The 21,088-nt window shown below is 66.4% G+C and carries 20 protein-coding genes; 15 read left to right on the top strand and 5 right to left on the bottom strand.

What is annotated here, in order from left to right; translation table 11 throughout:
* Window positions 1–11 precede the first annotated feature (11 nt).
* Window positions 12–803 carry a DUF2189 domain-containing protein gene (locus NWE53_RS10000; RefSeq protein ID WP_265054157.1) on the bottom strand — a complete coding sequence of 264 codons (792 nt, stop codon included), beginning with the start codon at window positions 801–803 and terminating at the stop codon, window positions 12–14.
* Window positions 804–1,157: 354 nt separating this feature from the next.
* Here NWE53_RS10000 and ligA point away from each other — a divergent pair, with 354 nt between their 5' ends.
* On the top strand, window positions 1,158–3,323 hold the full coding sequence (gene ligA / locus NWE53_RS09995; protein ID WP_265054156.1) for an NAD-dependent DNA ligase LigA: 2,166 nt from the start codon (window positions 1,158–1,160) through the stop codon (window positions 3,321–3,323).
* Between the two features lie 113 nt (window positions 3,324–3,436).
* Here ligA and NWE53_RS09990 read toward each other — a convergent pair whose 3' ends face one another.
* Window positions 3,437–4,411 (bottom strand): AraC family transcriptional regulator, encoded by a 975-nt coding sequence (locus NWE53_RS09990; protein ID WP_265054155.1) that lies wholly within the window; start codon window positions 4,409–4,411, stop codon window positions 3,437–3,439.
* Window positions 4,412–4,506: 95 nt separating this feature from the next.
* Here NWE53_RS09990 and NWE53_RS09985 point away from each other — a divergent pair, with 95 nt between their 5' ends.
* The 4 genes from NWE53_RS09985 (at window position 4,507) to NWE53_RS09970 (ending at window position 7,748) form a co-directional block, all read left to right on the top strand.
* Window positions 4,507–5,751 (top strand): MFS transporter, encoded by a 1,245-nt coding sequence (locus tag NWE53_RS09985; RefSeq protein ID WP_265054154.1) that lies wholly within the window; start codon window positions 4,507–4,509, stop codon window positions 5,749–5,751.
* A gap of 95 nt (window positions 5,752–5,846) precedes the next feature.
* Window positions 5,847–6,710 (top strand): AraC family transcriptional regulator, encoded by an 864-nt coding sequence (locus tag NWE53_RS09980; protein ID WP_265054153.1) that lies wholly within the window; start codon window positions 5,847–5,849, stop codon window positions 6,708–6,710.
* 28 nt (window positions 6,711–6,738) lie between these two features.
* Window positions 6,739–7,452, top strand: coding sequence for an AzlC family ABC transporter permease (locus NWE53_RS09975; RefSeq protein ID WP_265054152.1), 714 nt, complete (start codon window positions 6,739–6,741; stop codon window positions 7,450–7,452).
* On the top strand, window positions 7,449–7,748 hold the full coding sequence (locus tag NWE53_RS09970; RefSeq protein WP_265054151.1) for an AzlD family protein: 300 nt from the start codon (window positions 7,449–7,451) through the stop codon (window positions 7,746–7,748). Before NWE53_RS09975 ends, NWE53_RS09970 begins: the two co-directional genes overlap by 4 nt.
* Window positions 7,749–7,873: 125 nt before the next feature.
* Here NWE53_RS09970 and NWE53_RS09965 read toward each other — a convergent pair whose 3' ends face one another.
* Entirely contained in the window at window positions 7,874–9,709 is a 1,836-nt protein-coding gene (locus tag NWE53_RS09965; protein WP_265054150.1) for an aminopeptidase P family protein, read from the bottom strand.
* Between the two features lie 297 nt (window positions 9,710–10,006).
* Between NWE53_RS09965 and NWE53_RS09960 the strand changes: the two genes are divergently transcribed.
* Both NWE53_RS09960 and NWE53_RS09955 read left to right on the top strand, forming a co-directional pair.
* Window positions 10,007–10,252, top strand: coding sequence for a hypothetical protein (locus NWE53_RS09960; RefSeq protein ID WP_265054149.1), 246 nt, complete (start codon window positions 10,007–10,009; stop codon window positions 10,250–10,252).
* A 52-nt stretch (window positions 10,253–10,304) separates the two neighbouring features.
* A complete protein-coding gene (locus tag NWE53_RS09955) occupies window positions 10,305–10,433 on the top strand; it encodes a hypothetical protein (RefSeq protein ID WP_265054148.1) in 129 nt (42 codons plus the stop codon).
* 86 nt (window positions 10,434–10,519) lie between these two features.
* Here NWE53_RS09955 and NWE53_RS09950 read toward each other — a convergent pair whose 3' ends face one another.
* Window positions 10,520–11,467 (bottom strand): 50S ribosomal protein L11 methyltransferase, encoded by a 948-nt coding sequence (locus tag NWE53_RS09950; RefSeq protein ID WP_265054147.1) that lies wholly within the window; start codon window positions 11,465–11,467, stop codon window positions 10,520–10,522.
* A 360-nt stretch (window positions 11,468–11,827) separates the two neighbouring features.
* Here NWE53_RS09950 and NWE53_RS09945 point away from each other — a divergent pair, with 360 nt between their 5' ends.
* From NWE53_RS09945 to NWE53_RS09915, 7 genes are all read left to right on the top strand, one after another.
* The gene (locus NWE53_RS09945) at window positions 11,828–13,057 is read left to right on the top strand and encodes a tyrosine-type recombinase/integrase (protein ID WP_265054146.1); all 1,230 of its coding nucleotides are present in this window, start codon (window positions 11,828–11,830) and stop codon (window positions 13,055–13,057) included.
* A complete protein-coding gene (locus tag NWE53_RS09940; RefSeq protein WP_265054145.1) occupies window positions 13,054–13,521 on the top strand; it encodes a hypothetical protein in 468 nt (155 codons plus the stop codon). Before NWE53_RS09945 ends, NWE53_RS09940 begins: the two co-directional genes overlap by 4 nt.
* Before the next feature lie 98 nt (window positions 13,522–13,619).
* Window positions 13,620–14,405 (top strand): hypothetical protein, encoded by a 786-nt coding sequence (locus NWE53_RS09935; RefSeq protein ID WP_265054144.1) that lies wholly within the window; start codon window positions 13,620–13,622, stop codon window positions 14,403–14,405.
* 128 nt (window positions 14,406–14,533) lie between these two features.
* Window positions 14,534–14,776 carry a helix-turn-helix transcriptional regulator gene (locus tag NWE53_RS09930; protein WP_265054143.1) on the top strand — a complete coding sequence of 81 codons (243 nt, stop codon included), beginning with the start codon at window positions 14,534–14,536 and terminating at the stop codon, window positions 14,774–14,776.
* A gap of 684 nt (window positions 14,777–15,460) precedes the next feature.
* Window positions 15,461–15,667 carry a helix-turn-helix transcriptional regulator gene (locus NWE53_RS09925; protein WP_265054142.1) on the top strand — a complete coding sequence of 69 codons (207 nt, stop codon included), beginning with the start codon at window positions 15,461–15,463 and terminating at the stop codon, window positions 15,665–15,667.
* 230 nt (window positions 15,668–15,897) lie between these two features.
* On the top strand, window positions 15,898–16,467 hold the full coding sequence (locus NWE53_RS09920) for a hypothetical protein (RefSeq protein ID WP_265054141.1): 570 nt from the start codon (window positions 15,898–15,900) through the stop codon (window positions 16,465–16,467).
* Entirely contained in the window at window positions 16,464–18,824 is a 2,361-nt protein-coding gene (locus tag NWE53_RS09915) for an AAA family ATPase (protein ID WP_265054140.1), read from the top strand. The genes NWE53_RS09920 and NWE53_RS09915 overlap by 4 nt, the downstream gene beginning before the upstream one ends.
* A 212-nt stretch (window positions 18,825–19,036) precedes the next feature.
* Here NWE53_RS09915 and NWE53_RS09910 read toward each other — a convergent pair whose 3' ends face one another.
* Window positions 19,037–19,864 (bottom strand): hypothetical protein, encoded by an 828-nt coding sequence (locus NWE53_RS09910; RefSeq protein WP_265054139.1) that lies wholly within the window; start codon window positions 19,862–19,864, stop codon window positions 19,037–19,039.
* A 430-nt stretch (window positions 19,865–20,294) separates the two neighbouring features.
* Here NWE53_RS09910 and NWE53_RS09905 point away from each other — a divergent pair, with 430 nt between their 5' ends.
* Window positions 20,295–20,864, top strand: a complete 570-nt coding sequence (locus NWE53_RS09905; RefSeq protein WP_265054138.1) for a hypothetical protein — start codon at window positions 20,295–20,297, stop codon at window positions 20,862–20,864.
* Window positions 20,865–21,088 lie beyond the last annotated feature (224 nt).

Below are 21,088 nucleotides of genomic sequence, written 5' to 3'. Positions count from 1 at the left end.
CCGACCCGGGTTCAGACCACGATCTTGCGGTAGAGATGCCAGGTCGCGTGGCCGAGCACCGGCATCACCACGATCAGGCCGACCAGCACCGGCAGGCAGCCGAGCACGAGCAACCCGGTCACCATCAACCCCCAATACATCATCACGCGCGGATTGGCCTCGACGGCGGCGATCGAGGTGCGGATCGCCGTGGGCGCATCGACATGCCGGTCGATGATCAGCGGGAAGGATATCACCGAGATCGAGAAGGCGAGGATCGCGAAGAGCAGCCCGAGCGAGTTGCCGATGACGATCATGATCCAGCCGTCGGCCGTGGTGAAGAGGGCCCGCAGGAAATCAGTGGTCGAGACATCGGCCGGCAGACCGAGGATGCCGCGATAAAGGAACCAGGCGCTGAATAGCCAGGCGAGGAAGAGCCCAGTCAGGATTGCGCCCAGCAGGATGATCTGTCCGATCGAGGGCGAGCGCAGCACTTCGAGTGCGTGACTCCAGGAAGAGTCGAGGCCCTTCTCGCGGCGGCGGCTCACCTCATAGAGCCCGATCGCGGCGAACGGGCCGATCAGCGCAAAGCCGCTGAGCAGCGGGAAGAGCAGGGGGAAGATGTTGTAGCTCACGGTGAGCTGCGCCAGCAGGATGCCGGCAATGGGATAGATCACCGCGATGAAGACCAGATGGCTCGGCTGCGCCATGAAGTCCTCCCAGCCGCGTCGCAGCGCTTCGCGCAAGTCCATCGTGGTGATGGTCTTGATGCGTGGCTGCGAGAGCGTGACGATGTCATGTACGGTGCCGTCGACATTAGCCATGGCGTGACTCCCGGTTCCTGGCCCGGTTCACCACGGCTGTCGACATGTCCCTGGCGTCAACGGCCTGCGGCGTCGAGCTTCCAATTCCCAGCCTCCAAACTATACGCGCGAAAGCCGGATTTGTCGCAAGCCTTCTCGCGGATGTGAGAGGCTTATCGATCATAGTCCTCATCTTGAGGAGCAGCCGAAGGCTGCGTCTCGAAGGATGTTCCAGATGGTTCGGGAACCTTCTGAAGCACCCTTCGAGACGCCGCTGCGCGGCTCCTCAGGATGAGGGCTGAGTATCGGCTGGAGTGGTAAGCCGCATCGGCTGCTGCCCTTTCTCGTCACGCGCATCTCGCCTAATGCTGTGCCATGAGCGACGCCGACGACACCGCCCTCTCCGAAACCCCGGTTGCCGAGCTGACGCCGCGCAAGGCGAAGGTCGAGCACAAGCGGCTTGCCGCCGAGGTGCAGGCGGCGAACGACGCCTATTTCCAGGACGATCAGCCGATCATCGACGACGCGGCCTATGACGCGAAGCGTCAGCGGCTCGTCGCGCTCGAAGAGGCCTTTCCCGAGCTGAAGGACGCCGCCGGCGTCAGCGGCAAGGTCGGCGCCAAGCCTTCGGGCAAGTTCGCCAAAATCCGCCATCGCGTGCCGATGCTCTCGCTCGACAACGCCTTCTCCGATGAGGCGGTGGCCGAATTCGTCGGCCGTGTCTATCGCTTCCTCGGGCGCAAGGAGGAGGAGGGCATCGCCTTTACCGCCGAGCCGAAGATCGACGGGCTGTCGCTTTCGCTGCGCTACGAGAAGGGCGAACTCGTCTCTGCCGCGACGCGCGGCGACGGCGAGGAGGGTGAGGACGTCACGGTCAACGCCCGGACCATCTCGGAGATTCCGCACCGGCTGGAGGGCGGAGACATTCCGGAGATCGCCGAGGTGCGCGGCGAGGTCTATCTCGGCCATGCCGATTTCGCTGGGATCAACGAGCGCCAGCGCGAGAAGAGGTTGCCGGAATTCGCCAATCCGCGCAACGCCGCGGCGGGCTCGCTGCGCCAGCTCGACGCGACGATCACGGCTGCCCGGCCCCTGCGCTACTTCGCCTATGCCTGGGGCGAGATGCCGGTGTTGCCGGCGCCGACCCAGATGGGCGTGGTCGAAATCTTTCGGCGATGGGGCTTCCGCACCAATCCGCTGATGAAGCGCTGCGAGAGCGTGGCGGAGCTGCTGGAGCGTTACCGGCTGATCGAGAGCCAGCGCGCAACGCTCGGCTACGATATCGACGGCGTGGTCTACAAGGTCGACGATCTCGCGTTGCAGGCCAGGCTCGGCTTCGTCTCGCGGGCGCCGCGCTGGGCGATCGCGCACAAATTCCCGGCCGAACTCGCGACCACCATCCTGGAGGCGATCGATATCCAGGTCGGGCGCACCGGCGCATTGTCGCCGGTGGCGCGGTTGAAGCCGGTGACGGTCGGCGGCGTCGTCGTGACCAATGCGACGCTGCACAACGAGGATTATATCCGCGGCTTCGATTCCAAGGGGCTGCCGATCCGCGACGGCACCGACATCCGCATCGGCGACACGGTGACGGTGAAGCGTGCGGGCGACGTCATCCCGCGCGTCGAGGCCGTCGATCTCGCCAAGCGTCCGGCGGATTCGAAGCCATATGAGTTCCCGACGCTCTGCCCGGCCTGCGGCAGCCATGCGACGCGCGAACTCAACCCCCGCACCGGAAAAGAGGATGCCGTGCGCCGCTGCACCGGCGGGCTGATCTGCCCGGCGCAATCGGTCGAGCGTCTCAAGCATTTCGTCTCGCGCGATGCGATGGATATCGACGGGCTCGGCGACAAGCAGATCGAGTTCTTCCATTCCGATCCGGAGCTGCCTGTGAGGGAGCCGGCCGATATCTTCACGCTGGCCGAGCGCGACGCCGCCAACTTCAAGAAGCTCAAGGACAAGGATGGCTTCGGCGCGGTCAGCGCCAGGAAGCTCTTCGACGCGATCGAGGACCGGCGCACCCCACCGCTCAACCGCTTCATCTTCGGGCTGGGCATCCGCCATATCGGCGAGACGACGGCGCGACTTCTGGCGCGGCATTATGGCTCGTTCGAGGCGCTGCGGGCGGCCAGCATCGCGGCGGCGGACGAGGCCTCGCCCGAGCGACAGGAACTCAACGCCATCGACAGCGTCGGGCCGACCGTGGTCGAGGCGTTGATCGAGTTCTTCGGCGAACCGCATAACGAGGAGCTGCTCGACCGTCTGCTGGCGCAGGTGTCGCCGCAGCCGCTGGAGGCGGTGGCCTCCGCGAGCCCGGTCGCCGGCAAGACCGTGGTCTTCACCGGTGCGTTGGAGCGGATGACGCGCGACGAAGCCAAGGCGATGGCCGAGCGGCTGGGCGCCAAGGTGGCGGGCTCGGTCTCGTCGAAGACCGACCTGCTCGTCGCCGGGCCGGGCGCCGGCTCGAAGCTCAAGGATGCCGCCAAGCACGGCGTCGAGGTGATCGACGAGGCCGGCTGGTTCGATCTGGTGGGTGGGTGAGTTTGCTCGTCATTCTCGGGCGGAGCGAAGCGCAGACCCGGGAATCTCGTGACCAGAGGGCGCTGGTCTCCGAGATGGTCGGGTCAAGCCCGACCATGACGGCGGGAGTTAGGCTACTCCGCCGCCTCCGCAGACGGCGCGAACATCGCTGTTGGCTGCTGCCCGCCTGCCGCCCGCACCTGGCTCGGCGCCGAGCCGGTGATGCGCTTGAAGGCGCGGCTGAACGAGGCTTCGGATTCGTAGCCGAGGCGTTGCGCCACCACCGCGATGCGCAGCTTGTCGCGGGCGAGCCATTGCCGGGCCTGGTGCATCCTGACCTGCGCGACATAGCGTGCCGGCGTCTCGCCGACGACCTCGGCAAAGCGTTCGGCGAAGCCGGAGCGCGAGGCGCCCATCAACCCGGCCAGGCTTTCGACCGTCCAGTCGGTTTCCGGATGGGCGTGGACGGCAGCGAGCACCTTCCCGATCTGCGGGCAGCGCGCCGCTGCGATCCAGCCCTTGGCAGTGCCGCATCCGAACTCGACCCAATTCCGGATGATCGTTGCGGCGACGACATCGGCAAGGCGGGCGAGGATGCCGCCAGCGCCGACGCGGTCCATCGCGACCTCGCGGCCCATCGCCTCCAGCAGATGCGGAAGGCCCGGCTCGTTGGCGGCGAAATCATAGATCCGCATCACATCCGGCATCAGGCGCAGCAGCGGATGATCGATATCGACATTGAAGGTCATGCGCCCGGTGAAGACCAGCATGTGCTCGCCCGCGCCGCCGCCCTCGACATCGAAGACATTGCCGTAGAGCTCGCGCACGCGGCAGTCGCAGGGCGGGGAGGGCACGACCTCTGGGGAACTCGCCAGGATATGGCCGCCGCCATGTGGCAGCAGGACGGCATCGCCATCGCGCAACTCCACCCATTCGCCGGCCAGCGTCTTCAGCCAGCAACCGCCGCGGGAGATGAAATGGAAGCAGGCCTCGCGGCTCTGCGGGAAGACGACGCCCCAGGGCGCGGCCATCTGGCAACGGCTGTAGTCGACGCCGTCGAGCCTCAGGCCGCGCAGCATCTCGGTCAGGTGATCGATTGAAGCGGTCATTGCAGTCCTGGACGAACGGTCAAGGAATGCGGATTATATAGCATGGAAACTCCACGGCGCCACGCCCATCTTCCGGCCACCTCGTGGAGACCCCCATGTCAGATTCCCTGTCTGCAACTGCACTCGACCTCGATGACGTCCGCGACGACGCGCGCGAAAAGCCTGCCTGGGCCGCCGTCGTCTCGCTGACCTTCGGCGTTTTCGGCCTCGTCACCGCCGAATTCCTGCCCGCCAGCCTGTTGACGCCGATGGCCGCCGATATCGGCGTCTCGGTCGGAGCGGCCGGACAAGCGGTGACCGCGACGGCGGTCGTGGGTGCCATCGCCGGCCTCGCCGCGGCGATCGTGACCCGCGGCATCGACCGTCGCATCGTGATCTGGTCGCTGACCAGCCTGCTGATCTTCTCAAGCGCGCTCGCCGCCGTCGCCACCACTCTCCCGACGCTGCTCGTCGCCCGCGTCCTGCTCGGCATCGGGCTCGGCGCCTTCTGGTCGATGGTGGCGGCGATCGCGATGCGGCTGGTGCCGCCGAGCGCCATGCCCAAGGCGATGTCGCTGATCTTCACCGGCGTCTCCATCGCCACGGTGAGCGCCGCGCCGATCGGCGCCTATGTCGGCAACCTGCTGGGCTGGCGCGTCGTCTTCTGGATCGCGGCTCTCATCGGCGTCGCGACGCTCGTCATCCAGATGGCCGTGCTGCCGCGCCTGCCGGCACGCGGCTCGCCCGATATCCGTACGCTCTTCCGGTTGCTCGGCCGGCCGAGCATCGCGCTGGTCCTGGCGGGCATTGTCGTCGTGATCTCCGGGCATTTCGCCGGGTTCACCTATGTCCGGCCGTTCCTGGAGCAGATCCCGCAGCTTTCGGTCGAGGCGATCTCGCTCGTCCTGCTGGCCTATGGCGTCGGCGGCTTCTTCGGCAACCTGGTCGGCGGCGCCATCACCGCCCGCAGCGCCAAGGCATCCGTGATCTTCGGTGCGCTGACGATTGCGCTGATGGGCCTGGGCCTGCTGCTGGTCGGTTCTTCGCCGGTGGCTTCCGCCGTCGCCGTCGGGCTCTGGGGCTTCGCCTTTGGTGCGCTGCCGGTAGGGTTCCAGACCTGGCTGGTGCGCGTCGCGCCGGAAGAGGAGGCCGAGTCGGCCGGTGGCCTGCTCGTCGCCGCCTTCCAGGTCGCGATCGCCAGCGGCGCGATCTTCGGTGGGCTTCTGGTCGACGGCTTCGGGACGCTCGGCGTGATGGCCTATGCCATGGTCGCGACGTTGGTCGGCGGGCTCGGCGTGCTGGCGCTGGGATCGAAGAGCCCCGAGCGGGTCGGAGCCGGCAGCGCCTCCCACGCCATCTAACGCTGTTCAGAGCGACCAGAACACATCGGGCGCGTGATGCGCCCGATCACTTTTCTTCAAGACAGCGATGCGGCGAGAGAGTTTATGCTCGCCCCATGGAAGCGATCACACAGGGCGAGACATTGTGCCTCGAACCGCTCGTCGCCGGCGAGCGGGCGAAGCTGTTTCCGGCCGAGCGCTTCGACGGGCTGGATTGCCTCGCCGCGACCTTCCGCCGGCATGCCTATGCCCCGCACCGCCATGAAAGCTATGTGATCGGCACGATCGAGGCCGGTTGCGAGACGTTTCGGGTGCGTGGCGAGCGGCACTATGCCCGCCCCAACCAGATCACCTTCGTCAATCCGCTCGAGACCCATGACGGCGAGCCTTATGGGCCGGGCTACAGCTACCGCATGACCTATCCCGAGATCGGGCTCATCCGCGAGGTCGCGGCCTCCCTCAGCGGCCGGGACGTGTCGGGCACACCGTTCTTTCGGCAGCCGCTGGTCGAGGATGCCGAGGGCGCCGCGCTCTTTGCTGCCGCGCATCGTGCGATCGAGGATGGCGAGGATCTGCTGGGGGGCGAGGAGATGCTGCTACGCTTCTATGCGCGCTGCCTGGCTCGCCATGCCGATCTTGCGGTTCGCTCCGTTGGAGCGGAGGGCGGGCCCGTCGCCAAGGCGCGCGAATTGTTCGAGGCGCGCTATGACGAGGATCTGTCGCTCGCCGATCTCGCGCGATTGACCGGCCTGCCGCGCCACCATCTGATCCGCGCCTTCCGGCGGGAAACCGGACTGACGCCGCATGCCTATCTCGTCGATGTCCGCGTCCGGCGTGCCCGCGAGCGGCTGCGGCGCGGCGACATGCCGGGCGATGTCGCGGCGGCGACCGGCTTCTGCGACCAGCCGCATCTGACCCGCGCCTTCAAGGCCCGCTTCGGCGTGACCCCCGGCGCCTTCCGTGCGGCGCATGCCGGCTGAGCCAAGCGCCTTTCGAGAGAGCGAACCCATGTCCACGATGCGCGACGACATCAGGCGCGGCCTGAGCGACATCTGGCCGGCGGCGGTAGCTGCGGCGCCGATCGGCCTGCTCTTCGGCGCGGTCGCCGCCAGCAAGGGGCTGTCGCCGCTCGAAGTCTTCCTGATGAGCCTGATGGTCTTTGCCGGCGGGGCGCAGTTCGCGGCAGTGGAGTTGTGGACGACACCGGCGCCTATCGCCGCGCTGGTTTTCTCGACGCTGCTGATCAATGCCCGCCATGTGCTGATGGGCGCCTCGCTCGCGCCCAAGCTCGAGGGCTTCAGCCGCTGGCAGAAGTTGCTCGGCCTCTACTACATGGCCGATGAGAACTGGGCTCTGGCCGAGAAGCGCGCCCGCACGCATCGGCTCACGCCGGCCTACTGGTTCGCGATGGTCGTTCCCTTCGTCACCGGCTGGCTGGTGAACTCGACGCTGGGCGCGAGCATCGGCGCCGTGCTGGGCGATCCGAAGCGGCTCGGCGCCGATTTTGCCTTCACGGCGCTGTTCATCGCGCTGGTCGCAGCCTTCTGGAAGGGGCGGGTGACGTTCTGGACGGTGGCGGCCGCCGGCATCGCCTCGGCGGTTACCTATCGCCTGGCCGGGCCGCCCTGGCATGTCGCGGCAGGTGCGTTGTGCGGGCTGCTGGCGGCGTGGCTCGCCGCAGGCGCCGATCCGCAGCCCGTGGCGAAGGAGGCCGAGGCGTGAGCGTCGATCCGATCAACCTCCTCGCCTTCCTCGGCATGGCGATCGTGACCTATGCGACGCGCGTCGCAGGGCTCGCGCTTGCCGGGCGCCTCAGCCTGTCGCCAAGGGCGCAGGCGGCGTTCGACGCGATCCCGCCGGCCGTGCTGATCGCGGTGATCGCGCCGAGCGCGCTCGCGACGGGCTGGGCCGAGACGGCTGCGGCGGCGGTGACGGCTCTGGCCGCGACACGTCTGCCGCTGCTGGGCGTGGTGGCCGTGGGTGTCGTGGCCGTGGTGGCGTTCCGAATGGTGATGTGATCCACCCCCGTCATGCTCGGGCTTGACCCGAGCATCTCGTGACCAGAGGACTGCGGTTTTCGCGCCTTTTTCTGCAGGAGATTCTCGGGTCGAAGCTTTGCTTCGCCCGAGAATGACGGGTGAGATCACAACGGCCGGCAAGCCTTCTCCAGCCAAGCCTTCGCCTCGCCTTCGACCAGCGGGGAGAGCTTCTCCCAGACCGTGGCGTGATAGGCGTCGATCCAGGCGATCTCGCCGGCATCGAGCAGCGACGGCTCGATCAGCGCTCGCTCATAAGGAGACCAGGTGATGGTCTCGAAGCCGTAGATCGTACGCTCGGCACCGGGGATCTGCCGCTCCTCGACGACGATCAGGTTCTCGATACGGATGCCGTATTCGCCCTGCTTGTAGTAGCCGGGCTCGTTGGAGAGGATCATGCCCGGCTCCAGCGGCGTAGTGCCGAGCTTGGAGAGCCGCTGCGGCCCCTCATGCACCGAGAGATAGCTGCCGACGCCATGGCCGGTGCCGTGGTCGAAGTCGAAACCGCCCTGCCAGAGCGGCAGCCGCGCGAAGGCGTCGAGCTGTGCGCCTGACGTGCCCTTGACGAAGACCAGCCGGGAGATCGCGACATGGCCCTTGAGCACGCGAGTATAGCGGTCGCGCATCTCAGCGGTGGGCTCACCGATGACGATGGTGCGGGTGATGTCAGTGGTGCCGTCCTCGTACTGGGCGCCTGAATCGACCAGGAAGATGCCGGGCTCCAGCCGGCGATTGGTCGCCTCGCTGACCCGGTAATGCGGCAGTGCAGCGTTGGGGCCGGCGCCGGCGATGGTCGTGAAGGAGACGTCCTTCAGCAGCCCGGTCTTCAGCCGCTCGGTTTCGAGAGCGGCGACGGCGTCGATCTCTGTCAGCTTGCCCTTTGGTGCCTCGCTTGCGAGCCAACTCAGATAGTTCGTCATCGCCGCGCCGTCGCGCAGATGGGCGGCGCGCGTGCCGGCGAGCTCGGCCGCGTTCTTTCGGGCCTTCATCAGCGCGATCGGGTCGGTGCCGGCATCGGGCGTGCCGCCGGCGTCGCGGATCAGCGTCGCCAGCGCGGCGGCGGCGGTGGTGGCATCGAGCCGGACCTTGGCCTTGGCAGCGCCGAGCGTCTTCAGCTGGTTTTCAAGCTGGGCCGGTGGCGCGATCTCGCCGACGGCGCCGATCGCGTCGCCGGCTTCGTTGGTGATCTTCTCGGGCGCGAGGAACACGGTCGGGCGGCCTTCGCGCGGGACGATGGCGTAGCCGAGCGGCAACGGCGTGTGCTCGACATCGCCGCCGCGGATGTTGAAGACCCAGGCCAGCGCATGCGGGTCGGAGACGACGAGCGCGTCGACCTTGGCCTCGGCCAGCGCCTTGCGGATGCGGTCGAGTTTCGAGGCGGTATCCTCGCCGGCATAGGCGGCCGGGTGTGCCTTCACCGGCGCAGCGGGCGGGGCCGGGCGGTCCGACCAGAGCGCGTCGACGGGATTGGCGGAGACCGCGACGAGGCTGCCGCCGGCTGCGGCCGCCGCCTTCTCAAGCTTCGCGACACCATCGACCGTGTGGAGCCAGGGATCGTAGCCCAGCTTGCCGCCGGCCGGCAGGTTCTGCTCGATCCAGCGCTCCAGCGGCGTCTCTTCCATGCGGACGGGGGTGACGATCTTCGTGTCGGTCTGCGCGGCCGACTGGATGGTATAGCGGCCGTCGACGATCAGCGCGGCCTTGTCGGCCAGCACCACGGCACTGCCGGCCGAGCCGGTGAAGCCCGTCAGCCAGGCGAGGCGGGCCATATGGCCCGGGACATATTCGCCCTGATGCTCGTCGGCGCGTGGGATGACGAAGCCGGCGAGGCCCTGTGACGCAAGGGCGCCGCGCAGCGCCGCGACGCGGCCGGCGACCTCGGCGGGATCCCTGGGTTCAGAGAAGGACTGGAAGCGGCAGGTCGGCAGGGTCGATTCGGTCATGGCAGGGTCCGGCATAGCGTGCGCCATCGTCGCGCCCCGCCAGGGAAAGCGCCAGCGCAAAAGCGGCGTTTCGGCGATGCCCATTCGGTGGGACCGGACTGCCTGCCCGCTCCGCATTGTGCCGCTTGGTTATGCAATCGACGCAAACGTTAACGGATATGGACGGATCGCATGCGTTTTGCGCATATCTCGCATATGCGAACATACCTTCTCGCAAGTGCGAAATGACCCCACCTTAGTCGCATAAGAGAACGAGGAAGCGACCGGGACTGTCCTTCGTTTTTCGGAGATAGACCCATGACCTATGTGCTGAACAATGCCGACGTGCTGCCCGTACCGGTGGTGGCCGAAGCCAAGGCTCGCAAGGCCGATACGCCCAGCCTGATGCAGCGCCTCTATGCCGCGCTGATCGAGAGCCGCATGCGCTCTGCCACCCGCGAGCTGCGCGCCCGCAACCTCCTCGTCAACGAGGCCGAGATGGTCCTGGGCGGCTACCCGTCCGCGACGCTGTCGGGCGACGTCTCGCTGCCTTTCAACCGCTGAATTCGGGCTGCTGCGGCCCTGCCGCGCGCCGGCAACTTTCAGGATCCGAACCATGATCGCCATCATCAAGCATATCGCCGAACAAATCGCCGACGCGGCGAAGTTCACCGCTGCCGTCTGGCACGACGCCCGCAGCCTGCAGGCCGAGGCCGAGCGCAAGTACGGCCATATCGGCTTCTGAACTGAACGGGTAACGACCTCGCGCTTCTAGCGGAAGTGGATCGGAAGGGGCTTCGCCTCTTCGGTCCGGTGCTCTGGCGCAGGAGGTCAGGCAGGGCGGCGGGGCCTTGGGGCTGCGCCGCCTTTTTTCATGACCAGCGTCGCCCAGCCTTCGCGCAGCGAGTGGCTTGCGAGATAGACGCCCTGATGCCGATAGGCGGAGACCACGCCGGCAACGTCCATGGCGAGCAGCCCGGACAGGATCAGCGTACCCTGCGGCGCCAGCACGCGCGCGATCGAGGGCGCGAGACGCCTCAGCGGCCCGGCCAGGATATTGGCGAGGACGAGGTCGAAACGGCCCGGCCGGTTCGCCTTGGCATGGCGCAGGCCCGGCGCGACATAGAGATCGAGCGCGCGGGGCGCGTGGTTGAGCCGGGCATTATGGGCGGAGACCTCGACCGCGACGGCATCGATATCGCCGGCGACGACCTTGCGCTTGATCTGCTTGGCGAGCGCCAATGCCAGAATCCCGGTGCCGGTGCCGACATCGATGCCGAAACGGGGCCGGCGCTTCTTCATTTCGGCATCGAGCGCCAGCAGGCAGCCGGCCGTGGTGCCGTGATGGCCGGTGCCGAAGGCGAGCGCCGCCTCGATCTCGATCGCGACGTCGTTGACGCGCACGGTCTCCCGGTCATGGGCGCCGTGGACGAGGACGCGGCCGGCGCGCACGGGTTTCAGCCCGTCGAGGCTCGCCGCAACCCAATCGCGCGTGTTCACGGTGGTGAAGGGTGTCGTGTCGACCAGACCGCCGACGATCGGCCTGAGCAGGTCGCGCACCGCCTCTTCGTCCGGGTGCTGGGCGAAGTAGATCTCGACCTTCCAGGGCGCATTCAGCGAGAGCGTGGTGACGCCGTCCTCGATCTCGAAGGCCGAAATCGCGGTCTCGGTCGGGTCGAAGATCTCGCCGAGCAATTCGGTCAGGGCCCGAGCCTTCTCGCCCGAGGTGGAGAGTTCGAAGACGGTCGCAACCGTCGCTGGCAGGAGGCCTTCGCGCATGCGGTGGCATTAGCAGGGCGGGGCAGGGTTGTCATGCGCTGCCGGCGAAGGGTCCTTCGGAGAAAGTACAGGCTCGGCCAGCGCGGGAAACCATCTCCTGGAGGGAGAGGGCAGGGTGAGGGGTAGGCCGCTAACCCATTGCCGCGCAGCGGTAAGCCCCGCTTTGCCGGTCCAGCGGCCGACACCTCAGCCCTGCCCCTCTCCGTGCAGGTTACCGAGGAGCAGGTGGATATCGATGGCTGGCGATGGATGTAGATGGATATCTGACGGGGTTTGTTGATGATTTTCTGATTTGTCATTGACAGAGATGGACCGAATTGGCTCTATGAGGCTACCTATATCTCTCTTGGGTAGCACCTCATGCCACGGGCACGCCTGACCAAGTCCATCATTGACGCCCTGCCGACGCCGTCCCGCGAGCTGGTCTATTGGGACGAGACGCTGCCAGGCTTCGGCGTCAAGGTGACCCCCGCCGGGCGAAAGGTCTTCATCGTCCTCTACCGGACCGGCGGGGCCGGGTCGGCCTTGCGCAAATATACCATCGGGCCCCATGGCCGCGTCACGTTGCATCTGGCTCGGGGTGAAGCGCACAAGGTGCTCAGCGCGCGGCGGGAGGGGCGCGACCCGGCTGCAGAGAAGGGCGAAGCGCGGCGCAGGCTGTCGAGCGATCGGGTCGAGGACGTCGTGAAACTGTTTGTCCAGCAGCATGCCTCCAAGCGCCGGTCAGGGCGGGAGATCGAGCGGCTGCTCCGCCGGGATATGGTCGAGCGCTGGGGCGCGCGCAGCATCCATTCCATCACCAAACGGGACGTGGTGGCCTGCCTGGGCGAGGTCGTCGACCGGGGAGCCCCGATCGGGGCCAACAAGCTCCTCAGGGTCATGCGCACCTTGTTCAACTGGTGCATCGGCAAGGCGCTGCTCGAGCGGTCGCCCTGCGATAGCATCCCGGCGCCCAGTCGCGTGATCTCGCGCGATCGCGTGCTGTCCGACGCAGAACTGGCACAGGTGCTGATGGCAGCCCGTCAGACGGGCGGCCCCTACGGCGCTATCGTGGAGCTGCTGGCCCTGACGGCCCAGCGCCGCGAGGAAGTCGCCCGGATGGGCTGGGACGAGATCGACCTTGAGGCGGGGACCTGGACGCTTCCCGCCGGGCGAACCAAGAACGGCCGGCCCCACCTGGTCCATCTCACGGAGCCCGCGGCCGCGCTGATCCGGCGCATGCCCCGGCTTGGCGACTGCGTCTTCATCACGAGCGGCGCTGCCCCCTTCAATAACTTCTCCAAGGCGAAACGGGAGCTGGACGGACTATCCGGGATTGTTGGCTGGCGCTTGCATGATCTGAGGCGGACGGCCGTTTCAGGCATGGCCCGGCTCGGAATAGCTCCTCACGTAGCCGACAAGATCCTCAATCATACGTCCGGCACCATTTCCGGCGTCGCGGCAGTCTACCAGCGCCACGAGTTCATGGCGGAGCGACGCGATGCGCTCGAGCGCTGGGGCCAGCACGTTGCGGAGCTGTTGGCAGCGCAGCCAAGCTCGACAGCACGTCTTTCAGGCCGCCTGGAGCCAGTGCCCGGAGAGATGCGATGACGATCGAAGAACCACCGCCGGGCGCCTTGGGCCTCGACCAGCACGAGCCGACCGAGACGACGCGGTCGGCCGTGAGGGCTCACGCCTACAACAGAGTGCCGTACGAGATCATCGCCCGGATCCTGCGCATAAGCGTCGAGGCTTTGGAAGTTCACTACCGGGAGGAGCTGGAGCTGACCGAGTACCAGGTCCTGGCACTCGCCGCCCGCAACATCCTGGCGCTCGCCAATCAGACCGACGATTTGGGCGTGGCGCTCCGAGCCAATGAGATGCTGCTGCGGACCAGGTCGGCCCATTGGCGCGAGCCGAAATCGATCGAGGCGCCGACAGGCCAGCTGCCGTCGACCAAGGTCGAGCACATGACCCTCGAACAGGTGGAGGCGGAGCTTGCACGCATCGGTATCACCGCAGCCGGTAGACGTGACGAGCCCGCTGGGCCGAGCCCGGCTGATCCTCGTCCGTAATCTGGTCCTGGAGCCAGCGTCCTCGCCATCAACGCCGGGGGATTGCTCGGTCGCGGGCGCCAGCGCCAATTCCGGAACCCGGTTCGGAGAAAATGGCCATGGCTAAGCGTCCACCAGTCCGCAACCCGCGCAAATCGCTCGCGGTACGACCAAAGATCGAACGGGCATACGTGGTCTCGGGCGAACATCTCGGTGACGTCCTTCAAGGCAAGCCCGTACCCTCGAGCCTTGTCGCTATGCTCGGTGGTGAGCCTGCCCCGGACTTACTGCCGGGCTGGCAAAAGGCGCTGGAGGGGTTTGCACTTTCAGAGCATGACCTCGCCTGGGTGCATCGTGTGGCCCAACAATTCTGCTGGGAGCGGGCGTCGCTCGTTCACGGCACGACCCATGCCGAAGTCGGATCGTTGCTCAAGCGGATCAGGCGTGCATCCGGAGACCTGGTCGCGGCGCTTGACCAGGGCGAGATGGCCGAGACGTGGCGCCGTCTTGAAAAGGTCGATATTGGCGGTGGGAAACCATCCAGCTTTCGCTGGGAGGACGTTCATCCGGTGCTGTTGAGCTTGGCGGCCCGTGCCCGCCAGGCAGTCGAAGAACTGAAAGCGGAAAAACAGACCCGGCCACCCCTCGACCCCTCACATAGCTGGCGATTTTTCGTGACCGAGCTGGCTGCGGTCTTCGAACGACGGGGGGAACCAGTCACGGCCTCGAAACCGAGCGAGAAGTCCCGCAGCACCCCATTCACGCAGTTCGCATGGGCCGTCATGCAGGCGGTGCCTAAGCAATACCGCCAACACGATGCCTCGCGCGACGCGATGGCGGATGCGATTTCGAATGTGCTGGCCGACCTGCGAACGGCACAGGCACAAAGACCAGGAGCCACCTGACGATCAGTCGCCGCCTTAGGGGTTTTTGCGCATCGCGCGATCGACAACTTCCCCTTGGACTTCACGACCGCCAAAGTCTCCCATGCTCTCACAAGCCCACCTCTCGAGCTTCTTGTGAGTGTCACGAAATGGCGAACATCCTCGACAATCTGCCCGCCTCGATCGCCGGCAATCGCGTCCTGAGCACCGCTGAGGCCGCCGCGTTCTGTCGCTTCAGCGTCGCACACTGGCGACGCCTCTCGCGGAGCGGGCGGGCGCCACTGCCGCTGCGGCTCTCCACGCGAAAGCTCGGGTGGCGCGCCAGGGACCTGGTCGCCTGGATCGAGCAGCGCGCGACCAGCTCCTCGGGCACGCCGCCAGGAGCAAGGTAACGAGCGACCGAGCCGCCTGAAACCCACTGAGCGGGTCAATCGACCGCGCCATGTCATGCCGCAATGTCTCTCCTTCTACGGAGGCAACAATGGATGCGCAGCACAGCGCCCTTCGACCGGACGATCGCCTCCCCAACAGAACGATGGCGCGACGGCTCGTCCGCGAGGCGGTCACAGGCGAATTGTCGCTTCTGGAATGGGCAAAAGCCACCTCCATTTTGACGATCGTCATCAGGCCAGCGCGCCACGGCCGTTATCGCGCGTTCCTGAACGGTACTCCCGTCGGAAAGCGCGAATGGCGCACACCGTTCCTGACCGCTGCCCGCAAGCTGCTCGCCTCGGGTGTCAATCCGGCGACGCCCCTCGCAATGCTGCATGAAGGCTCGAGCGTAGTAGCCCTGCGGTCGACCGTCGGAGCGGCGGCGCGACTGTCCGTGGCCGAGGACGCCCGGGGCACCCGTTTCGTTCGCTACCCGAGTGATCCTGCCCGGCTGAGTGGCTTGCAGCAGCGTGACGGTCGACCCAGGGACGGCGATGCGCAGGAGGGCGGCGGGGTCCGTCCACCAAACCGGCGATCCCGGTCTGACCTCGATGCGTCTGCTGCTGGCGCGGGTTCTGCCGCGAACTCACGACCCCAGCGCGCCGCCGGCGCCAGCCGTTCAACTCTGCCCGAGGAGCATGCTGATGAATGGACCCTTCCCGACCACCGCACCCGAGCAGCTCCTCACCTCAAGGGAAACGGCGGAGCGCCTTGGTCTCGCGGAGAATACGATGGCGCGCATGCGCTGCCACGGCACCGGTCCCGAGTTCCTGAAGCTTGGCCGGGCGGTCCGATACCGCTGGCGCGACGTCGAGCACTGGCTCGCTGGCCGGATGCAGACATCGACTTGACGCCAATGGACGCGCGATATCCGACGGTGTCAGCAAACACGTAATATTAGTTTGGTATGGAGCCCTCAAATACCAATAATGATCTTGTCTGCTGACAAGATATTCAGTGACTAAATAGCAATACCGCCGCTAATACTTCTCTTCGCATGGCCACAGAGATTGACAACATCTCTGGAGCTTGGCGGGCTGCGCTGTCATGCGCCGGCGGTCTTCCGAAATGGAGGCTCCCCATGCCGATCGCGATGCCGACCCGTGACCCGTACCTCCGCTACGCCCCATCGCGCGACGAGTGGGCGATCGGCAGCAAGGGGGGATCCCGCGTCATCAAGCTCGACGGTCAGGTGGTTGCCGTTGATCCCGAGCGCCTCCGGCGCGGCTGGCTGACCGGCCATGACGGCAGCAGCAAGCGTACATTCACGCCGGTCCCGGGGCTCGACGGTCCCATGCCGCCACCGCCGACGGCGGAGGCAAAGCCCGCATTGTCGCTGTTCGCCCTCGCGCCTAAGGCCTTCGGCGTCGCCGACATCGCATTCGAAATGACCAATTGGACGTACTCACACTGCGAATTCGTCACCCATCTTTACAACCAATGCGAACCCCAGTTCGGACGTGACCTGGTCCCGCTCGTCGAATTTGGCCCATCGCAGCCGATCCAGTTCGGCGACCGTAAAACGCGGCTGCTCACCTACAAGGTGCTGCGCTGGGTGCCGCGCGACAAGGCGTTCCCGAACCCGAGCCGCGCCCAACCCCAGAGCGCTGGCGCGGCCGATGCGGCCGAACCAGAAGGATGGGCGGGATGACGCTCGACCGCGAGGTGACGGAGCGTCGCGAGCGCCTGCACGCGAGGGGCTATCGGGTCATCGCCGTGCGGACCTGCGGGAAGGCGCCATTCGAGGCGGGCTGGCGGCAGGCGGCCGGCGTGCCGGTCTTCAACGAGGAAGGCGCGAGCACTGGAATTCGCTGCGACAAGTTGCGCGCCGTCGACGTCGATGTCGACGATCCAGTCATGGCCGCCGAGGTCGAGGCGCTGGTCGAGAAACATTTCGGGCCGGCGCCGACGCGGTTCCGAAGCAATTCACCGCGCGTATTGGCCGTTTACCGCTCCGACCGGCCGCGCCTGAAACGGACGATCCCACTGCCCTTTCACCCGGGAAGCAAGATCGAGATCCTCGGCGACGGTCAGCAGTTTGTGGCGTTCGGCGAGCATGTGTCCGGCGTACCCTACGAGTGGCGCGGTGTGCCGCTCGACGCGGTTCCATTCGACGATCTGCCGCTGATCACCGAGGAACAGGAAGAAGCGTTCGAGAGGGAGTGCAAGTCACGCTGGCCGATGTCGGCGAAGACGGCAGCCGACGCTCCGCCAGGAGCCAATGGCAAGATCTTCGGTTTCTTTCACCACACCTGCATCCCGTCGGATGTCGAGGCCGCGCTCGACGCCCTGCCCAATGACTACGTTGACCGTGACAAGTGGCTGAAGATCGGCATGGCGGCGCGGGCCGGCGGAGCGTCGTTCGAGGCCTTCGACAGGTGGTCCCAAAAGTGGTGGGGCTACGATCGGGCTCACACGAGGGCTACCTGGGAGAGCTTCACCGACATCCGGAAGATCACGGCCGCGAGCCTCTTCGCTGAAGTTTTTGGGCGGGTCCCAGGCTGGACGAAGCCGTCCAGGCGCCCGGACCCAAATCTTGGCCCGGAGCCTGGCAGCAGTGGCGATACGAACGCTCACGCTCGGCCTGACGACGGCCCTGCAGACGGCACCGGGGGTTGGGACAGACCCGCCAGCGGCGCTGGAGATGGCACCGGGGAGTGGGACGAGCCCTCTGTCGACGCCGCGGACGGCACTGCGGATGGGGGCCCGCCCGCCGGGGACGGCACTGCGGGTGGGGACAATCCAGCCGGGGACGCCGGAGAGGGGCCCGAGGGGTCGGATGAGCCCCCCGAGCCAGACCCCGACGGCGGCGGCGGGGACGGGACGGAAGGGTGGGATGTGCCTCCCGAGCCGGAGGTCCTGCCGATCCAGCCGCGCGTCCTGCGCTCCGCCAAGGACATTCTGCCGCGGCGCTGGCTCTACGGCAAAGCCTATTTGCGGCAGTGCGTCTCTGCCCTCGTCGCGCCCGGCGGATCGGGAAAGTCGATCATCGCCATGGTCGAGGCTCTGGCGATGGCGGCCGGGCGGCAGCTCTTGCACGACCGCCCGATCCGTCCCCTCAAGGTTTTTTACTGGAACCTGGAAGATCCAATCGACGAGATCGAGCGCCGCTTCGTGGGCGTCGCGCAGCATTTCGGCATCACGCCCGAGCAATACGAAGGCCGGTTGTTCTTCGAAAGCGGACTTAATCTGCCGCTCAAGCTTGCCAGCGCGGACGGCCAGGGGTTCACGATCGACGAGGCGAGCCTCGACGGGCTCGAGGCGACGATTGTCGCGCACGGTCTCGACGTCCTCGTGATTGATCCGGTGATCTCGGCGCACGGCATCCCGGAAAATGATAACGTCGCCGTCGATGCGGTGATCAAGGCCCTCGCCGCCGTCGCGACCAGAGCAAACTGCGCCATTCTGCTCGTCCATCACGCGCGCAAGAGCCTCGCCGGCCCAGCCCGCGAACTCGACGCCGGCGATGCCCGCGGGGCCGCCGCCTTTGTCGACGGCTGCCGCATCGTTCGCCTGGTGCAGCGCATGACGCCGGACGAGGCGAAGAAATTCGGGATCGATCCCCAGGAGCGCTGGCGCCACATGCGCCTTGTCGACGGCAAAACGAACCACGCGCCACCGGCCGATGTCTCGACCTGGATCAGGCTCGACAACGTCCCTCTCAATAATCCCAACGCCGACAACCCCGACGGCGATCATATCGGCGTACCGGTTCGGTGGGAGGCGCGGCCGGCCGACACGGCGTTCCCCGCGGCACTCGTAGAGGAGATCAAAGCAACCGTCCGCGACGGCGAATACCGGGCCAGTCCCCAGGCTGATCATTGGGTCGGATACGCGCTCGGCCCGATCTTGAAGCTCGATCCGGAGATCAAGGAACAGAAGGCCAGGATCGTCGGTCAGGTCCGGCGCTTGGTGCGCGCAGGCCACCTGCAAGTAATCAACCGCCGGGACAAGAACCACGAGTGGAGGGACTACGTCGTAGTCCCCGCAGGAGGTTCCAGCACTTGAGGTGCTGGACTGGTACTGGAGGGTGCTGGAGCCAGTATAGCCCTCTCCACCGCCTCCAGCACCCGCTCCTCCCCCTTTAGGGGGAGCGGGTGCTGGTGGTGGAAGGGCGGAGCCGCAGCGGGTGCGGGCGGGCGCGAAACGCAAGCGGCAAGCGCCGATGCCCGATTGCTGCTTGAGCGTGATCTTGAGAGGGTGGGTCTCCTGGGGCATCTTTACTGGGGGCCGCCCCTTACTCCTCGAAGCCAGGACGTAAGCTGGGGCCCTGACGCTCTGGCCGCTCGCGGCGCAAGCGGGTGGCTGACCGTGAGGTGGGAAGGCCATGGCCGGTCTGAAGCGCGGCAGGTGCGCGCGTGCCGTCGCCAAACTTGAGCCACGGGGGCTGTGAGGCCGGGCGAGGCCGGGGTTGCCAGACGGACCAGGAGAAATTGTGCCGCGGAGCCGCCTTCTCGTCCTCGCTCCAGCGCGGACGGCGCGTCAGAAGCACGTTCCCTGCGAAGTTCGGGTGTTCGTGAACGAGGGAACGACGCGCTTGCGCCGAAAGTCCACTCCAGCCGCGTCAGCACGGCGACGCCGCATCCAGCATCGGCCGCCAGCCGCAGGAGATGGGCGAGGAACTCGTCCTGATCCTTGAAGGGCAGGTTCGTAACCACCCAGTCGACACCGGCCAGCGTGCTGATCTCCCGAAGATCGCAGCCGCTCTCGATGTCGGGGACCAAGGGGGCCGGGTAGGCGAACAGATCGCGGGCGACCACAACAAGCCCGGCCTGGCGGAGAGTGTAGACTATGTGGCCGCGGCCTGCGCACGGCTCCAGGATCCGCCCCTCGATCGGAACGGCCTTCAGTAGCGCCGGAATGATCCAGTCGGCGTCAATCGTCATATAGCCTTCGTTCGGGAGCCGGGCGTAGTTCGAGCCGACCATCGCCGGGTCGCGGTAGGGCGCGGGCGGCTTGGCCAGCGCGACGCCGTTTGGCGGCGTACTGCTGTCGCCAATCGGGCGACTGGGGGAAGAGAACGAAATCCGGGGCGGCAAGCTCTTCATGGAAAACATCCTCACGCTGGAATGTTGTCGGCCACTCATCGCACACACCTCCAGTTCGCGAGCATAGAATAAGAATTGACTAGCTATATCAACAACAACATATAGCGTCAATACGTTTTTGTATCCCTACGAAATCCGAATAATTGGGAGCATTGGAATACCAATCCAAAATCATGACCGATTAAACCTGAATCGACTGAATTTATATTCACGAGATCGGCCAAAAGCAGGCGAGATCCGGCTGACCCGCCTGAAGCAGACCTCCCCCTGGCGGGCCTGAAGCCCTGGCTGCGATGATCGGTGGAGGCGCAGCGCCAAAGGCGGTTGCCAGCCAACTGCGGCGTCTTACTTTTCGCCAGATACGGACAGCTGGTTCCTGCTAGAATTGCCCCAGTCGCGCGCGTCGCGCGCAGGCGCGGGAGAAGCCGCCATGCAGCGAAGGAACCTGCTAAACGCCCGGGATCGCCTCGGCGCCTCGATCATCGAAATCGTGGCTGCCGACGTCGCCGTTCACGGGCCCGAGGTCATCGAAAAGCTCCGGCAGACAAACGTCCCCGCCTATGCCCGCCTGGTCAGCGACCTGGTGCACTTCAAGAAGCTCGCGACGGAGCGGAACACGCAGACCCGACGCAAACCGCGTGCGCTGCGGATGAAGGATGTCCTCAAGGCGATGGACGACAAGCCGATCGACGTGAACAACCCGCTTCTGCCGCCGAAACATCAAGAGCGCTGGCGGAAAGGCATCGCGGCGCTCGAGCCGAGACGGCCCGACGAACTGACGCCTGCCGAACTCGCCGAGGTTTGGGGAGCCGATCTGGCGGCCTGGTACGAGCGGAACATCGGACGGCTGACTAGCATTCCGTCGTTCGGACGACGACGCTGTTGGCGCTGGGAAACCCCGCACCCGACGCTGCGCGCACCGGCCGGATCGGTGCGAGGCTCACCGGCGTTCAAGCGAGATGAAGATCGGCGGGTTCATGGGCTCGACAAGCCCCGATAATGCGATCAGGGTTCTGGATGCCGGAGCCGAGGGCGATGTCCTGAGAAGGCAGTGCCGGCTTAAGAACCTTCGGGCCCCGCAGCATGGCGATATCTATGTCACGCCCGGCTTCGCGACGAAGGTGATCGGTGCCATCCATACTGGCCTTCTCTTGCGACCTCGTCCCTGAAACCATCGAGGCTGATCACTTGAAACCCGGGAACGTGATCGACTTTGCCCAGGCC

Source organism: Bosea sp. NBC_00550, assembly GCF_026020075.1.
In the GTDB taxonomy this organism is placed as follows: domain Bacteria; phylum Pseudomonadota; class Alphaproteobacteria; order Rhizobiales; family Beijerinckiaceae; genus Allobosea.
This window is presented reverse-complemented; position numbering and strand designations above follow the sequence as displayed.

What these genes read in the sequence shown, in the direction of transcription:
- NWE53_RS10000 (WP_265054157.1), bottom strand. Translation starts at nt 803, where the DNA reads ATGGCTAATGTCGACGGCACCGTACATGACATCGTCACGCTCTCGCAG.
- ligA (WP_265054156.1), top strand. Translation starts at nt 1,158, where the DNA reads ATGAGCGACGCCGACGACACCGCCCTCTCCGAAACCCCGGTTGCCGAG.
- NWE53_RS09990 (WP_265054155.1), bottom strand. Translation starts at nt 4,411, where the DNA reads ATGACCGCTTCAATCGATCACCTGACCGAGATGCTGCGCGGCCTGAGG.
- NWE53_RS09985 (WP_265054154.1), top strand. Translation starts at nt 4,507, where the DNA reads ATGTCAGATTCCCTGTCTGCAACTGCACTCGACCTCGATGACGTCCGC.
- NWE53_RS09980 (WP_265054153.1), top strand. Translation starts at nt 5,847, where the DNA reads ATGGAAGCGATCACACAGGGCGAGACATTGTGCCTCGAACCGCTCGTC.
- NWE53_RS09975 (WP_265054152.1), top strand. Translation starts at nt 6,739, where the DNA reads ATGTCCACGATGCGCGACGACATCAGGCGCGGCCTGAGCGACATCTGG.
- NWE53_RS09965 (WP_265054150.1), bottom strand. Translation starts at nt 9,709, where the DNA reads ATGACCGAATCGACCCTGCCGACCTGCCGCTTCCAGTCCTTCTCTGAA.
- NWE53_RS09960 (WP_265054149.1), top strand. Translation starts at nt 10,007, where the DNA reads ATGACCTATGTGCTGAACAATGCCGACGTGCTGCCCGTACCGGTGGTG.
- NWE53_RS09955 (WP_265054148.1), top strand. Translation starts at nt 10,305, where the DNA reads ATGATCGCCATCATCAAGCATATCGCCGAACAAATCGCCGACGCGGCG.
- NWE53_RS09950 (WP_265054147.1), bottom strand. Translation starts at nt 11,467, where the DNA reads ATGCGCGAAGGCCTCCTGCCAGCGACGGTTGCGACCGTCTTCGAACTC.
- NWE53_RS09945 (WP_265054146.1), top strand. Translation starts at nt 11,828, where the DNA reads ATGCCACGGGCACGCCTGACCAAGTCCATCATTGACGCCCTGCCGACG.
- NWE53_RS09940 (WP_265054145.1), top strand. Translation starts at nt 13,054, where the DNA reads ATGACGATCGAAGAACCACCGCCGGGCGCCTTGGGCCTCGACCAGCAC.
- NWE53_RS09935 (WP_265054144.1), top strand. Translation starts at nt 13,620, where the DNA reads ATGGCTAAGCGTCCACCAGTCCGCAACCCGCGCAAATCGCTCGCGGTA.
- NWE53_RS09930 (WP_265054143.1), top strand. Translation starts at nt 14,534, where the DNA reads ATGGCGAACATCCTCGACAATCTGCCCGCCTCGATCGCCGGCAATCGC.
- NWE53_RS09925 (WP_265054142.1), top strand. Translation starts at nt 15,461, where the DNA reads ATGAATGGACCCTTCCCGACCACCGCACCCGAGCAGCTCCTCACCTCA.
- NWE53_RS09920 (WP_265054141.1), top strand. Translation starts at nt 15,898, where the DNA reads ATGCCGATCGCGATGCCGACCCGTGACCCGTACCTCCGCTACGCCCCA.
- NWE53_RS09915 (WP_265054140.1), top strand. Translation starts at nt 16,464, where the DNA reads ATGACGCTCGACCGCGAGGTGACGGAGCGTCGCGAGCGCCTGCACGCG.
- NWE53_RS09910 (WP_265054139.1), bottom strand. Translation starts at nt 19,864, where the DNA reads ATGAAGAGCTTGCCGCCCCGGATTTCGTTCTCTTCCCCCAGTCGCCCG.
- NWE53_RS09905 (WP_265054138.1), top strand. Translation starts at nt 20,295, where the DNA reads ATGCAGCGAAGGAACCTGCTAAACGCCCGGGATCGCCTCGGCGCCTCG.